The sequence below is a fragment of the Pseudomonas sp. GM50 genome (assembly GCF_000282375.1).
Taxonomy (GTDB): Bacteria; Pseudomonadota; Gammaproteobacteria; order Pseudomonadales; family Pseudomonadaceae; genus Aquipseudomonas.
Map to the genome: position 1 here is coordinate 53,682 of NZ_AKJK01000108.1, position 15,117 is coordinate 68,798.

Sequence of the window (15,117 nt, forward strand, 5' to 3'; positions counted from 1 at the left end):
TCGCACTGTCCACGAAAGCAGTGACGAGGCGAAGGGCTTTTTTCTGCACATTAACCTGGCACCCCAGATTCCCTGTGGGAGCGGGCTTGCTCGCGAAAGCGGTGCGTCAGGCGACATTAATGTTGACTGACACTCCCTCTTCGCGAGCAAGCCCGCTCCCACAGGTATTTGCGCTGAGTTCAGTAAATGTGGATTGATTTATTGAAGCGTGGCCTGTTGGCGTTCGATCGCTTCGACGGTTCGGCCCAGGGTGTCCTGAATGTGATTGCGCAACAGCGTCACGGCTTTCTCGGAGTCACGCGCCAGGGCAGTCTCCATCAGTTCCTGATGCTCATTGCCCTTGTGTCTTGGGGTGATCCGCTGCTTGGCTGAAAAGCGCCGGTAGCGCTCGGCCCGGTCAAACAGGGAGTCGATCATCTTCAACATCAGCGGGGAAGGGCAGGCGGCGAACAGTGCAAAGTGGAATGCCTTGTGCCGGGTGGACCATTCATCATCGAGCACGAGCTCACCGCTTCCGAGTTTTTTCTCGATCAGATTCAAGCGATGAAACGCACCCAGCACGTCGGCTTCCCACGTGTCATCGCCATACTGAATGGCATCCGCCAGCGCCTCGCATTCCAGCAGACAACGCATCCGCGTGATGTCCCGGAAGTCCGTCGTGGAAATAGGCGCAACCCTGAACCCCTTGTTATCGCTGGCTTCGACAACGCCATCCTGGGTCAGTCGATTCAGCGCTTCACGAATAGGGGAGCTGCTGAGTCCGTAGGTTTTGGACAGCTCTGCAACTTTGAGTTTTTCGCCGGGGGCCAGCTCACAGCAAACAATCGCTTTTTTCATCTTTGCCAACGCGACATCGATCAGCGGACTGCTGGGGGAGAGGATCATGGTCGTGGTCATCCTGAAATTTTGCACTAAACGGATTTTATGCGCAAAAAACAGTTTAGTGCAAAGGATGAATATCGCTTCTTGTGCATGAATTTTCCTTCGTCGCAAGGAGAAAATTTCAGAACAGTCTTCGCAGCGCTCTAGTCCGGCCCTGAGCCTCCTTCCCTGAAGACGTGGTCAGTCTGCACCACTTCCTCCTCCTGCTACCCATCGCGCCACGCCCATGAACCTGGGTTCCCGAATCTGCTTGACATTGAATTTGCGCAGGAATATTTTTTGTGCACAAAGTGATTCGTGGTGCAGCAAAATGTTTTTTACGCACAATGTTTATCGAGCGTAAAAACGGGCAACGAAGGAGCTCAGAGCGGTACGCAGCACCTAGTGGTATTCGCAGCCGATGTTGCGAGTGGATGACCTTTTACAAAAACAAAAAAACAGGAACATCTCCATGAAAATAGCCAACCAGCGGCTCTGCCCGTTGCCGGTTTCCAGCCTCGTTTGCGCAGTCAGCGCAACGGTCCTGCTGAGCCTCTCGACGCCATCGCAAGCCTTCCAGATCGACACCGGCAATCCCGATCTTTCGGCGAGTTGGGACAATACGATCAAGTACAGCAACGCCTGGCGCGTGAATAAGCTCGATCACAAGGTTGCGGTCGGTCCGGGCACGGCCAACAGCAATCCCAACCTGGACGATGGCGACCGCAATTTCGATCGCGGGCTCATTTCCAATCGCCTGGATCTGCTGTCCGAATTCGACATCAAGTACAAAGACGTCGGTGCCCGTCTCAGCGCGGCGTCCTGGTACGACAATGTCTACAGCCACGACAACGATAACGACTCACCCGGCACCGCCAACTCCGTAAGCGTCGATCACGATGAGTTCACCAGCGACACCCGGCGCATCCACGGACAGCGCACTGAAATCCTCGATGCCTTTGTCTACGGCTCAAAGGAAATCGGCACCACCTCGTTGTCCGGGCGCCTGGGGCAGTTCACGCAGATCTACGGTGAAAGTCTTTTCTTCGGGGCCAACGGCATTGCCAATGCACAGTCCACCGTCGATCTGGTGAAGCTGCAGTCGGTGCCAGGCTCCCAGTTCAAAGAGATTCTGATGCCGACCAAACAGGTCTCGGGTAACTGGCAACTGAACGATACGGTCAGCGTCGGCGCCTACTACCAGTTCGAGTGGAACAAGACTCGCCTTCCCGCAGCAGGCAGCTACTTCAGTGGTGCGGACTTTGTGGGTGAGGGCGGGGAACGGGTGTTCTTCCCGACCGGCGAACTACGCCACGGCAAGGACAAGGATGCCAGGGATTCCGGACAGTTCGGCGCGCAGCTGAAGTTCGCCGTCGAGGACTGGGAGTTCGGCCTGTACGCCGCGAAATATCACGAAAAGACCCCGGTGTTTTACTTCCGTCCGGCCGCGCTGGTCCCCGGTGCTGATGACACGTTCATCAACGTTTATCCCGAGGACGTCAAAGTGTTCGGGGCAAGTTTCAGCACCTTGGTGGGCGAAGCCAACATTGCCGGCGAAACCTCGATCAGGCTCGATACGCCGCTCGCGGGCGTCGGCGGAACGATCATTACCGGTATGGATGCCGACAACGATTCGAACCCGGCGTACCCCATTGGCCGGTCGTGGCATGCCCAGGTGTCGATGGTCAATGTCTACGGTGGATCCGCGCTGTGGGACGGTGCTTCGCTCGTCGGTGAACTGGCGTTCAACCGTCGTTTGAGCGTGACCAAAAATGCCGATCAGCTGGACCCCAACACCACGCGCGATGCGTTCGCACTGCGCTTCACCTTCGAACCGCAGTACTTCCAGGTTTTCCCCGGCATCGACGTTCAAGCCCCGATCACCGTGGGTTACAACCCGTCCGGGCGCTCTTCCGTCACGCCTCAGGCATTCGGCCCGGAACATGGCGGCGATCTGACCTTGGGTCTCAAGGCCGATTACAAGAAGCAGTGGTATGCCTCGCTGACCTACACCAACTTCTTCGGAGAGGCCGGGCCGGTCATCAACTCCGCTAACTCATTCACCTACCAGCAAAACATGAAAGACCGGGATTTCGTGGCGTTTTCGATCCAGCGAACCTTTTAAGCAAAGAACAGGCGGGCCCTGATAATGACAAAAATTAAACTGCTGTTGCTTTCCACCCTGTCGATTTCAATCTGTGCCAGCACTGCATTCGCGGCGGTGAGCCCTGATGAGGCGGCGAAGCTCAAAACTACGTTGACGCCCATGGGCGCCGAAAAGGCCGGCAATGCCGATGGCTCCATTCCCGCCTGGACCGGCGGGCTGACCAAAGAGGTAGCCGGGGCAAAATCGGGCGATATGCCGGTCGATCCGTTTCCGGGTGAGAAGCCGGTGCTGCAGATCACTGCGAAGAACGCGGCGCAGTACGCGGACAAGTTGAACGAAGGCACAAAAGCCTTGCTGGCGAAATACCCCGACACCTTCCATCTCGATGTGTACCCGACCCATCGCACCGCCGCGGCACCGGACAGCGTTTATCAAAACACCTTCGCCAACGCGACCCGTTGCAAGACCACCAGTAATGGCCTGTCCGTCGAGGGCTGCTACGGCGGTATCCCGTTCCCGATTCCGAAAACCGGCAACGAGGTCATCTGGAATTTCCTGCTGCGGGTCGAGGCCGAATCCATTCAGATGGGCTATGCCAACATCATCGGCAATGCTGACGGAACCCGGACGCTGGCCAGCCGTGGCGTCGAGAACTGGCAGTACCCGTATTACTTCAAGGACGGGGCCGTGGACAAGTGGTCGGGGCAGTATGCGCTGCTGCGATTCTTGACTAATGAACCACCGTTCAAGGCCGGCGAGTCGCTGGTGACGCACGACAGCGTCAACGCCCAGGAACCACGGGAAGCCTGGCAATACCTGGTCGGCCAGCGTCGCGTGCGCCGCGCGCCTACCGTGGGTTATGACACCCCGGACTTCGTTGCCTCGGGCGCCAATTACTTCGACGAGGTGCATGGCTTCATCGGCCATCCGGATCGCTATGACTGGAAACTGGTCGGCAAAAAAGAGCTGTACATCCCTTACAACGACAACAAATTCAACGCCGAAAAACGCGACGACGCCTTTATGGCGAACCATCTCAATTCGGACAAAGTGCGCTGGGAGCTGCATCGCGTCTGGGAGCTGGAAGCCACTGTCGCCTCGGGCAAACGTCACGCCGTTCCCAAGCGCAAATTCTTCATCGATGAAGACAGCTGGACGGTCTCGCTGGTCGATGGCTACGACGCCGAGGGCAAACTGTGGCGCGTGTCCCAGGTGCTGCCATTCGTTGTTCCCTCCATTCCGGCGGTGGTGGTGAAACCGGTGGTGATCTACAACCTGCAAGCCAAGACCTACAGCGTGGTGCAAAGCCTGAACGGCGAAACCTATAGCGTTATCCCGCGCAAACCCGAGAACTTCTTTACCGGTAACTCGGTAGCGTCCGGGTCGGTGCGCTGAGCCTCGCAACAGCGTATTCAAACTTGTGTTCCAGGGGCGCGGTGTCACTGACATCGCGGCCGTTGAACCGCATCATCGAGGCTCGCCAATGCGTACTCAAACACCCAGGCTTGTACATAAATATCCGCTCAAAGCGTTGATGTTGAGCGTGTCGATCATGACGGCGCTCACCGGCACGGCTGGGGCGGCACAACCCGATGGATTGCCGGTGACGCCTGCGATCACCAGCGCCATGGCCGCCCAATCGGTCATGTTGAGTGTTGCGCGGGCAGGGCAACGACTGGTGGCCGTCGGCGAAAGAGGGTTCATCATTGTCTCTGACGACAATGGCACGACCTGGAAGCAAGTCAGCTCCCCGGTCAGCATGACGCTGGTCAAGGTTCGCTTCATTGATGAGCGCCAAGGGTGGGCGGTCGGGCATGCCGGGGTTGTCTTGCACAGCCAGGACGGTGGTCTGAGCTGGAGCAAACAGCTGGATGGCGTCCAGGCGGCCGAGATCGAATTGCAGGAAGCCAAGCGCGGCACCGATGAACAACTGGCTCAAGCACAGCAACTGGTCGATGACGGCCCCGACAAACCGTTTCTGGATGTGCTGTTTCTGGACGCCAGAAACGGCTGGGTGGTGGGCGCTTATGGCCTCGCGTTTGTCACCCATGACGGCGGGCTGAGCTGGCAATCCATCCGTTCCCGTCTCGATAACCCGAACGGCTTGCATCTCTACAGCATCGAGCGGATGGGGGCAGATCTGTTCGTCGCCGGAGAGCAGGGCACGCTGTTGCGCTCAAGTGACGAGGGACAAACCTTCGAGGCGCTGGCATCGCCTTATGAGGGCACGACCTTCGGGCTTCAGGCGACCGGTAGCGGTTCGATTCTGGCGTTCGGACTTCGAGGCAAAGCCTTCGAGTCCGGGGATCGCGGCGCTACCTGGCAACCCCTCGACACGTTGCAGCCCGTCACATTGACCAGCGGCCTGCGGCTTGACGATGGCTCGGTACTCCTCGCCGATGAGTCGGGCAGAGTGCTGCGCTTTGCCGACGGCGATAGCAAAGCCGTTGTCCTGCAGATACCCAAAACCAGTTACTTCACAGGCATGGCGCAAGCCGCGAACGGTGACCTGATCATCAGTAGCGCGCGCGGCATGCTGTCGTCCGCGTTGGCAGTCGAATCGCCGGAGCACGATCAATGAACAGCTTTACTCGTTCTGCCGAGCCTCTCATCGTCCCTGAGCCGGATGTATTCGATCCTTCCTCCGGCACGCTGGTTGAACGGCTGTTGTTCAATCATCGCAGCATCGTCTTGAGCATCTGCGTGTTGCTTAGCCTGGTGCTCGGCTATCAGGCGTTGAGTTTGAAGCTCAATGCCGCCTTCGAAAAAATGATCCCGACCGATCATCCGTATGTGCAGAACTACCTGAAAAATCGTGGCCAGTTGGGCGAGGGTGGCAACACCTTGCGGATTGCGATCGAGGCCAAACACGGCAGCATTTTTGATGGCACCTACCTTGAGACGGTCAAGAAAATCAACGATGAGGTGTTTTTGCTCCCCGGTGTCGACCGGTCTTACATGAAGTCCCTGTGGACCCCGGCGACCCGCTGGATCGGCGTAACAGAGGAGGGGTTCGACGGCGGGCCGGTGATACCGGACGATTACGACGGCTCTGCCAAAAGCCTGGATCAGGTGCGGCAGAACGTTGAGCGATCGGGAGAGGTGGGGCGGCTCGTCGCCTCCAATTTCAAGTCCAGCATCGTGCTGTTACCGCTTCAGGAAACCGCCTCCGACGACGGTCAGCCACTCGACTACAACGCGCTTTCAAGCCGGCTGGAGCAGATTCGCGCGCAATACGAAACCGACAACATCAAAATCCATATCACCGGCTTTGCCAAAGTCGTCGGCGATTTGATTGACGGCATGCGCCAGATGCAGCTGTTCTTCGCCGCGACGCTGGTGATGTGCGGCATCGTGCTGTTCTGGTACACCCGTTGTGTGCGTAGCACGTTGCTGGTGCTGCTGTGCTCGATCATTGCTGTTGTCTGGCTGCTGGGATTGCTCCCCACCCTGGGCTTTGATCTCGATCCGTATTCGATCCTGGTGCCGTTCCTGGTGTTTGCGATCGGGTTGAGCCATGGTGCGCAGAAAATGAACGGCATCATGCAAGACATCGGGCGCGGTGCCGACAAGCTGGTGGCGGCACGCTTCACCTTTCGCCGGCTGTTCTTGACCGGTCTGATGGCGCTGGTGGCAGACGCCGTGGGTTTCGCCGTGCTGATGATCATCAAGATTCCGGTGATTCAGGATCTCGCGGTCACTGCGACGATGGGTGTGCTGGCGCTGATCTTCACCAACCTGATTTTGTTGCCGATTCTGTTGTCGTACACCGGTGTCAGCAAAGCGGCGGCGCAGCGTGAAGCGGCTAACGACAAATTCTCGAAACTGGATGCCCATCACGCCCGGCATCCGTTTTGGGCGTTTCTGGATCGCTTCACCGAACGCAAATGGGCGAGCGGTGCAATCATCGTCGCCCTGATGCTCGGGGTGGCGGGGTTTGCCGTCAGCCTGCAGGTGAAGATCGGTGACTTGAATCCCGGGGCACCGGAACTGCGTCCGGAGTCGCGCTACAACAGCGACAATCGCTTCATGGTCAGCAACTTTTCCGCCAGCAGCGACAAGTATGTGGTGATGGTGAAAACGCCCCAATACTACTGCGCCAACTACCAGACACTGGTGTCCGTCGATGCCTTGGAAGCGCAGCTTCAGCAGTTGCCGGGCGTGGTCTCGACGACGTCATTGGCGGCACTGAGCAAGCAGGCCGCGGCGGGCATGAACGAAGGCAGCATGACCTGGTATGAGATACCCCGTAACCAGGGGCTGTTGAACGCAATCATCACCCGCGCGCCGCGAGAGTTGTTCAACCAGAACTGCGACCTGCTGACGGTGTACGTCTACCTCAAGGACCACAAGGCTGACACGCTCACCAGTGTGGTCCAGACCGTCGAACAGTTTGCGGCGATCCATAACACCGATCAGATCCAGTTCCTCAATGCCGCGGGCAACGCCGGTATAGAAGCGGCCACCAATATCGTGGTGAAGCGTTCGAACGTGCAGATGCTGTTCATGGTGTACGCGGCTGTCATCGCCCTGTGCTTCATCACCTTCAGGTCATGGCGAGCGGTGGTGTGTACGGTGTTGCCATTGATGCTGACTTCGATTTTGTGCGAAGCCTTGATGGTGGGCCTGAACATCGGTGTCAAAGTGGCAACCCTGCCGGTGATCGCACTGGGTGTCGGCATCGGGGTTGACTACGCGCTGTACATACTCAGCGTGACACTCACCAACCTGCGCAACGGCTCAAGCTTGTCCGATGCCTATTACCTTGCGCTTCTTTCTACAGGCAAAGTGGTCGTCATGACCGGCATCACGTTGGGTGTCGCGGTGACGACCTGGGTACTGTCACCCATCAAGTTCCAGGCCGACATGGGCATTCTGTTGGGCTTCATGTTCATCTGGAACATGGTGGGGGCGTTGGTGCTGGTTCCGGCACTCGGACACTTCCTGCTCAAGCCAAAGCCACTGCCTGTGGCTGCGTGAAAAGTCCTGGGGAGCGGGCAGGGCCTGTGGGAGCGGGCTTGCTCGCGAAGGCGGTGTGTCAGGCGACATCAAGGGGGCCTGTGCCGCCGTCTTCGCGAGCAAGCCCGGCTGCGTGCGCTTATTGGTTTAAATCGTTTCCAGCGAAAGCAACTCATCGAATGTTTGACGACGACGAATCACGGTGACCGAGTCGCCATCCAGAAGCAGTTCCGGTATCAACGGCCGGCTGTTGTAATTGGACGACATGCTCGCGCCATAGGCGCCGCAATCATGGAACACCAACAGGTCATCCACTTCCATGTCAGGCAGCAACTGATGACTGATTTCGCCATTGCTCTGTTGAGTGAACACGTCGCCAGCCTCGCACAACGAACCGGCAACCACTGTTTCCCGCCACGGCGCATCATGGGGCGAAGGGTTTTTCTGGAGAGCGGTTATCTGGTGGTAACTGCCATACATGGCCGGCCGCATCAGATCGTTGAAGCCCGAATTGACCAGCACGAAGTGATTCGTACCGACATCCTTTTTTGCCCTGACCTGGGTCACCAGGCAGCCCGCTTCGGCGACCAGAATGCGCCCCGGTTCAATCTCGAGTGTTACGCCGTGTCCGAGGTGCTCCTCGATCTGGCGACGTGCCAGATCCCAGATCCTGTAGTACTCGGCAATGTCGATCTGTGGGTCTTCTTCGCGGTAGGCGACCGGTAACCCGCCACCCGCCGAGATTGCCTTGATGTCGAAAGGGCAGCGCAGCACCTGCTCGACCATGCTCGAACAAACGCGCTGCAGATGCTCGTAGTCGACACCGGAGCCAATGTGCATGTGTAGCCCCACTAGCTCAAGGTTGTAGGTTTCGATCAGCTGGTAACAGACGTCCAGGTTTTCATGCCAGTTGCCATGTTTGCTGCTCTGGCCTCCGGTGTTGGTTTTTCGACTGTGGCCGTGCCCAAACCCCGGATTGATCCGTAACCAGACTTTATGCCCGGGGCTCGCTTTCCCTAGCTGTTCAAGCATTTGCGGTGAGCCGGCGTTCACCGGGATGTTCAGTTCGATAACACGTTGCAGCGTGGCTTCATCCAGTACATCGCACGTGTACACGATTTGCGCATGGTCGCCGTCGTTACGAAAACCGGCCCTGTGGGCCCTCTCGATTTCGCCCAGGGACACCGCATCGACGACAGCCCCCAGGCTCTTCATCAATTTGAGAATGTGGATGTTGGGATTGGCTTTCTGCGCGTAGCGAATCACATCGAATGCACGCATCTGCTCGACACGGCGGCGAATGGAGTCGGCGTCATACAACCAGAACGGCGTACCGAATTCGTGAGCCAATTGTGTGAGCAGCAAAGGATTGATTCTTTTCACAGTGATACACCTGGATCAAAGAGGAGGAGGGCTGAGTTCGTACCAGACACAGGCCTTCCTGGAAGGCTCGAGCACGTTCCCTCGAAGTACTTTGCGCGATCAACGATAAAGGTCTGCCGTGCCGTGAAACTGGCACCGATGGGGGCTCTTGGGGAAGAGTGAAAGTTGTCGTGGTTAACTTGTCGGGCAAGTGTAGGCACTTTGCCGCTACCACAAAAATATCATTTCTTTGGGGCTGTATTTCAAATCTGATATACCCCGATGGTGACGGAATTTCTGCCCATGCTATGCTCGCCGGCGCTTTTGAATGGATTCAGGCCGAGCCTGCCTTGGGGGATAGAGTGCGATTCAGTTTCAGGCAAGTCGAAATTTTCTGGGCGATCATGACCACCGGGAGTGTTACCAAGGCCGCCGCACTGCTCAAAACCTCACAGCCAACCGTCAGTCGTGAGATCGCTCGATTCGAACACGTGCTGGGGCTCAAACTGTTCGAACGCACACAGGCGCGTTTGCAGCCAACCGCTCAGGGGTTGAGTTTGTTTGAAGAGGTGAAAACTTCCTACTACGGACTCGAACGCATCCACAACGCCGCGCAATCGATCAAGAACTTCCAGACCAGCCTGTCGATCGCCTGCCTGCCTGCTTTTTCCCAGAGCCTGCTGCCCTACGTGTGCGGACGGTTCATCAATGCCTATCCCGACGTCAATATCAACATTACCCCTCAGGAATCCCCTCTACTGGAAGAGTGGATGACCGCCCAACGCCATGATTTCGGACTGACCGAGAATAGCGAAACACCCGCAGGCACCCGATGCGAAAACGTCTTCACCGGCGACGAAGTGTGCGTGCTGCCGCCCAACCATCCGCTGTGCAGTAAAAAGGTGATCACTCCCCAGGATCTGGCGGGTATCAATATGGTCAGCTTGTCGGGCCAGGATCCTTATCGGATCATCCTCGACAGGATACTGACTGACGCACAGGTCAAATGTCGCACAGTGATCGAGACTCACAGCGCCGCAGCCGTCTGCTTTTTTGTTCAACAGAACGTCGGCGTCGGCATCATCAACCCACTGACCGCCTTGAGTTTTGCTGATCAAACCGTATGCATGCGGCGGTTTTCCGTTTCGATCCCGTTTTCTATCAACCTCGTCACACCGCTGTACCGGCCTCAGACATCCGTCGCTACCTCCTTCATCAATGAGCTGAAGCTGTGCGCGGATGATTTGCACCAGCAACTTCGTACGCTGCTGGCTTAGGGAACCTGCGAACCAGCCGCCAGACAGGCTGACTGGCGGGTTGCCCGGCGGGTTACGTACAAACCTCTCGAACACATTCACGCAGCCACCGATGCGCTGAGTCGGCATCCATGCGTGGGTGCCAGAGCATCGAAATGGTGATCGGCGGCAGGTCGAACGGAAGGGCAAAACTGTGCAGGCCGGCGCGCAGGTTCTGGGTGTGTTGCGCGGGCACGGTGGCGATCAGGTCGCAGGCGCGAGCCAGCGCCAGCGCGGCCGAAAAGCCGCCGACGATGGTGGTGATCTCGCGCTCCAGTCCCAGCACTTCCAGGGCTTCATCCATCGGCCCCTTATCGAGCCCGCGTCGTGAGACCAGGATGTGCCTGCCAGCGGCATAACGGGAGGCGGTGACCTCACCCTGACTCAGCGGATGCCCCGTGCGCACGACGCCGATGAAATGATCTTCGAACAACGCACGGGTGCGCACTTCCGGGCTCGTCGTGCCGCTGACTACGCCGGTTTCCAGGTCGACGGAACCGTCGCGAAGCGCGGCGCTGTCCTTGTTCAGCTTCTGCACAAAGTGCAAGCGCACGCCGGGTGCTTGTGCACTGACGCGGGCAATCAGCGCCGGGCCGAAGTTTTCGACGAAACCGTCGCTGGTGCGCAGCGTGAACGTTCGGACCAGTTGTTTGAGATCAAGCTGTTCGGCGGGGCGTAACACGGCTTCTGCGTCCTGCACCAATCGGCTGACCTGTTCGCGCAGTTCCAGCGCTCGGGGCGTCGGCACCAGCCCGCGTCCGGCCCGAACCAGCAGCGGGTCGCCGGTCGTTTCACGCAATCGCGCCAGTGCCCGGCTCATGGCCGAGGGGCTCAGGTGCAGTCGTTGCGCGGCGCGTGTGACGCTGCCTGCGGCGAGCAGCACATCCAGGGTAATCAGCAAATTCAGGTCGGGAGTCGTCATGCCTCAACGTTAGCACGGCGTGCGGGTGACATGGCGTCAAACGCAACTATCAAGTGCAAGTGGTGCGCCTTCCGCCATGTCACGCACGGGCATACGCTGCTGATCTATCTTTCAGATGTGGCCAAACCATGAAACTCAGCACTCAATCACGCTCGGTCCGCTGGACGCTCGCGAGCCTTTCGCTGTCGATGTTGATGCCTTCGCTCGACACCAGCATCGCCAACGCCGGCTTGCCGACGTTGGCCCAAGCGTTCGATGCTTCCTTTCAGGAGGTGCAGTGGATCGTTCTCGCCTATTTGCTGGCGATCACCACGCTGATTGTCAGCGTTGGACAACTCGGTGACCTCGTCGGTCGTCGGCGTTTGCTGCTGACGGGCATCGGCATTTTTACCCTGTCATCGCTTGCTTGTGGTGTCGCGCCGTCGCTTGGGTGGCTGGTCGGCGCCCGGGCAGTGCAAGGGCTCGGGGCGGCGATCATGCTGGCGCTGACCGTGGCGTTTGTCGGCGAGACGGTGCCGAAAGCGCAGGCCGGCAGCGCCATGGGGCTGCTCGGCACGATGTCGGCGATCGGTACCACGCTGGGGCCGTCGCTCGGTGGGATGTTGATCGCAGGCGCAGGTTGGCAGGCGATTTTTCTGATCAACGTGCCGCTGGGTGTTCTGAATATCTGGCTCGCGTATCGCTATTTGCCGACGGATGCACTGCGGACGAAAGCGCGGCGGACGGGGTTCGACAAGGCAGGCACGTTGCTGCTGGCGTTGACGCTCGGGGCGTATGCGCTGGCCATGACGATCGGGCACGGTGATTTTGGTCCACTCAACATCGCACTGCTGCTGACGGCTGTTTTCGGCGTTGGGCTGTTCATCTTCGTTGAGACCACGGTTGCATCACCCCTGATTAAATTGGCGCTGTTCCGCGAGCCAGGATTGAGCGCGAGCCTGGCCATGAGCACGCTCGTTTCGACGGTGATGATGGCGACGCTGGTGGTCGGGCCGTTTTATCTTTCGGGGGCGCTTGGGCTCGGCACGGCACTTGTCGGTTTCGCCTTGTCGGTGGGGCCGTTGGTGGCGGCGTTGACCGGTATGCCGGCCGGTCGCCTGGTGGACCGTTTTGGCACTCGGCGCATGACCCTTCTCGGGCTTGCGACAATGGCGCTCGGCACGGGTGCTTTATCGATAATGCCTGCGGGTTTCGGCCTCCTCGGTTACCTCGCGCCCATCGCGGTAGTCACTGCCAGCTATGCGTTATTTCAGGCGGCCAACAACACCGCGATCATGACCGACATCCGTGCGGACCAGCGCGGCGTGATTGCCGGCATGCTCAGCCTGTCGCGCAATCTCGGGCTGATCACCGGGGCCTCGGTCATGGGCGCTGTGTTCGCCTTTGCATCGGCGACGGCAGACATCACCACGGCATCTCCCGCCGCCATCGCCAGCGGTATGCGGATAACGTTTGCCGTCGCCATGGTGTTGATCGTCGTGGCCCTTGTTGTCGCGCTGATGCTGCGAGTTTCACACTGCTGCACTGCATGCAGTAATGAACTGCAGTGAAGCTGTATTGTTCACGTGAAATCGAATACCGATACTTCCCCACATGGCGCAGATGGGCTGCGCTGAAGTGAAGGAGTCAGGCAATGGTTTCTGTCGTTCGTATCGCACACACCGGCGCACCTGAGGTGATGACCATCGAGCAGGTCACGGCGCGTGAGCCGGGGCCGGGTGAAGTCTGGCTGGAGCAGGAGGCGATTGGCGTCAACTTCCTCGATGTGAGTCAGCGCAAGGGCGCTGTACCGCTGCCATCGCCGTCGGGTCTGGGCCTTGAAGGGGCGGGCCGGGTTGCCGCCATCGGCGCGGGGGTGAGCAACGTCAAGGTGGGTGATCGGGTGGCGTACGCGACGGGGCCTGTTGGTGCTTACGCCAGTGCGCGGCTGTTTCCGGCCGAGCGGCTGGTGCCGATTCCCGATGCGTTGACGGCTGAAGAGGCCGCCGCGGTGTTGTTCAAAGGCATTACCGCGCAGTACCTGCTGAAGACGACGTATCCGGTCGGCCCCGGCACCACCCTGGTGCTGTATGGCGTGGCGGGTGGCCTGGGGCAGATCATGGCGACATGGGCCAAACACCTGGGAGCCTTTGTCATCGGCATTGTGTCCCGGGCCGAGAGTGTCGAGACAGCCAAGGCGCTGGGCTGCGATGCGGTGCTGGTGTTCAATGCCCAGACACTGGCAGCGGATGTGGCGCAGATCACCCACGGCAAGAAAGCCGATGTGGTCTACGATCCCATCGGGCGGGTGTCGTTCGAAGCGTCGCTGGACTGCTTGCGACCACGTGGGTTGATGGTGTCTTTCGGGGCATCTTCCGGGGCGCCGACGGCGGTCGAAGTGGCCACGCTCAATGCCAAGGGCTCGTTGTTCCTGACCCGTCCTTCACTCGCCGCGCACACCACGGATATCGCCGAATACCGGCAACGGGCCGATGATGTACTGGCGGCGGTCGAGGCGGGCATAATCAAGCCCGGCATCTGGGGCCGCTATGCATTGGCCGACGTGGCCAAGGCCCATGCCGATCTGGAAGGTGGGCTATCTCGCGGAGCGATCGTCCTCAAGCCCTGATCGTCTGTTACCTGAAAAAAGAGTGTTTTGTGAACCCACTGGACAGCCGCCACATCGATGAAATTGCAGCGCTTCTTGCGGTCGCCTCGGCGCATTCGTTCGTGGCTGCCGGACGTCTGCTGCAACGCCATCCGACGGTGATTTCAAAGCGCCTGGCGGCGATGGAAAAGCGCTTGGGCGTGCGGCTGATGGAGCGTACGACGCGACAGGTGCGGTTGACCGATGCGGGCAACCGTCTCGTCGAACGTCTGCGCTCGGCCACGGGGTTGATCATCGAAGCCGAGCAGGAAGCGTCACTGGGCGCGGCGCAAGTTCGTGGAGTCCTGCGCCTGGCTTTTCCCGCCGCGATGGGGCGCCTGTGGCTGGCGTCGATGTTGCCGGAATTTCTGGCGGCTCATCCGCTGGTCTCCATCGAGGTGGATTACAGCGATCGTGTCGTCGACATCATTGGTGAAGGATTCGATGCGGCGATTCGTATCGGCGAATTGAACGACAACCGCCTGGTCGCGAAGAAGCTCAGCGATCATCGCCGCATTCTCTGCGCTTCACCGAGTTACATAGAACAGCACGGCTTACCGACCCGTCCGAAAGAACTGAGCGAGCACAATTGCCTGGGCTTCACCGGCCTCGCGGCGTTCCCTGAATGGCGTTTGTCGAAGGGTGATCGGCAGGAGAGGGTCATCACCAAGGGAACCTTGACCTCGAACGACGGCGAGGCGTTGCTCGCCGCGGCCAAGGCCGGCGTCGGTATTTTGGGCGCCGGCGAGTGGCTGATGAGCCGGGAGATCGCCAGCGGCCAGATGGTGCGCGTTCTGCCGGAGTGGGATCTGGATGCCCAGGGCGGGATTTATCTGGTGCGAGCATCCGCCGCGTTCACACCGGCAACGCTCATGGCCTTCAAGGAATGGCTGGAGGCAAGATTTGCGCAAGGGCCGCCTTGGCTTTTCGTAGGAGCCAGGCTTGCCGGCGAAGGCGCTCTTTAGGACGCCTTCGCCGGCAAGCC

The 15,117-nt window shown here is 59.2% G+C and carries 11 protein-coding genes; 8 read left to right on the top strand and 3 right to left on the bottom strand.

Annotation, left to right across the window (positions count from 1 at the left end; genetic code table 11):
• Positions 1-198: 198 nt before the first annotated feature.
• Positions 199-993, bottom strand: a complete 795-nt coding sequence (locus tag PMI30_RS04565) for a GntR family transcriptional regulator (RefSeq protein ID WP_238542034.1) — start codon at positions 991-993, stop codon at positions 199-201.
• A gap of 340 nt (positions 994-1,333) precedes the next feature.
• Here PMI30_RS04565 and PMI30_RS04560 point away from each other — a divergent pair, with 340 nt between their 5' ends.
• The 4 genes from PMI30_RS04560 to PMI30_RS04545 all read left to right on the top strand — a co-directional run bounded on the left by PMI30_RS04560 (position 1,334) and on the right by PMI30_RS04545 (position 7,948).
• Positions 1,334-2,986, top strand: coding sequence for a DUF1302 domain-containing protein (locus PMI30_RS04560; protein ID WP_008013713.1), 1,653 nt, complete (start codon positions 1,334-1,336; stop codon positions 2,984-2,986).
• Positions 2,987-3,010: 24 nt separating this feature from the next.
• A complete protein-coding gene (locus PMI30_RS04555) occupies positions 3,011-4,363 on the top strand; it encodes a DUF1329 domain-containing protein (protein WP_008013715.1) in 1,353 nt (450 codons plus the stop codon).
• Between the two features lie 88 nt (positions 4,364-4,451).
• Positions 4,452-5,549 carry a WD40/YVTN/BNR-like repeat-containing protein gene (locus PMI30_RS04550; protein WP_008013716.1) on the top strand — a complete coding sequence of 366 codons (1,098 nt, stop codon included), beginning with the start codon at positions 4,452-4,454 and terminating at the stop codon, positions 5,547-5,549.
• The gene (locus PMI30_RS04545) at positions 5,546-7,948 is read left to right on the top strand and encodes an efflux RND transporter permease subunit (protein WP_008013717.1); all 2,403 of its coding nucleotides are present in this window, start codon (positions 5,546-5,548) and stop codon (positions 7,946-7,948) included. Before PMI30_RS04550 ends, PMI30_RS04545 begins: the two co-directional genes overlap by 4 nt.
• A 126-nt stretch (positions 7,949-8,074) precedes the next feature.
• Here the strand turns inward: PMI30_RS04545 and lysA are convergent, their stop codons facing one another.
• The gene (lysA, locus tag PMI30_RS04540; RefSeq protein ID WP_008013718.1) at positions 8,075-9,310 is read right to left on the bottom strand and encodes a diaminopimelate decarboxylase; all 1,236 of its coding nucleotides are present in this window, start codon (positions 9,308-9,310) and stop codon (positions 8,075-8,077) included.
• Positions 9,311-9,651: 341 nt separating this feature from the next.
• Here lysA and PMI30_RS04535 point away from each other — a divergent pair, with 341 nt between their 5' ends.
• Positions 9,652-10,566, top strand: coding sequence for a LysR family transcriptional regulator (locus PMI30_RS04535; RefSeq protein ID WP_032836166.1), 915 nt, complete (start codon positions 9,652-9,654; stop codon positions 10,564-10,566).
• 52 nt (positions 10,567-10,618) lie between these two features.
• Here PMI30_RS04535 and PMI30_RS04530 read toward each other — a convergent pair whose 3' ends face one another.
• The gene (locus PMI30_RS04530) at positions 10,619-11,506 is read right to left on the bottom strand and encodes a LysR family transcriptional regulator (RefSeq protein ID WP_008013720.1); all 888 of its coding nucleotides are present in this window, start codon (positions 11,504-11,506) and stop codon (positions 10,619-10,621) included.
• A 128-nt stretch (positions 11,507-11,634) separates the two neighbouring features.
• Between PMI30_RS04530 and PMI30_RS04525 the strand changes: the two genes are divergently transcribed.
• The 3 genes from PMI30_RS04525 to PMI30_RS04515 all read left to right on the top strand — a co-directional run bounded on the left by PMI30_RS04525 (position 11,635) and on the right by PMI30_RS04515 (position 15,097).
• On the top strand, positions 11,635-13,056 hold the full coding sequence (locus PMI30_RS04525) for an MFS transporter (RefSeq protein WP_008013721.1): 1,422 nt from the start codon (positions 11,635-11,637) through the stop codon (positions 13,054-13,056).
• Between the two features lie 83 nt (positions 13,057-13,139).
• The gene (locus PMI30_RS04520) at positions 13,140-14,114 is read left to right on the top strand and encodes a quinone oxidoreductase family protein (protein ID WP_008013722.1); all 975 of its coding nucleotides are present in this window, start codon (positions 13,140-13,142) and stop codon (positions 14,112-14,114) included.
• Between the two features lie 29 nt (positions 14,115-14,143).
• Complete coding sequence (locus PMI30_RS04515) at positions 14,144-15,097, top strand: LysR family transcriptional regulator (RefSeq protein WP_008013724.1); 954 nt, start codon at positions 14,144-14,146, stop codon at positions 15,095-15,097.
• Positions 15,098-15,117 lie beyond the last annotated feature (20 nt).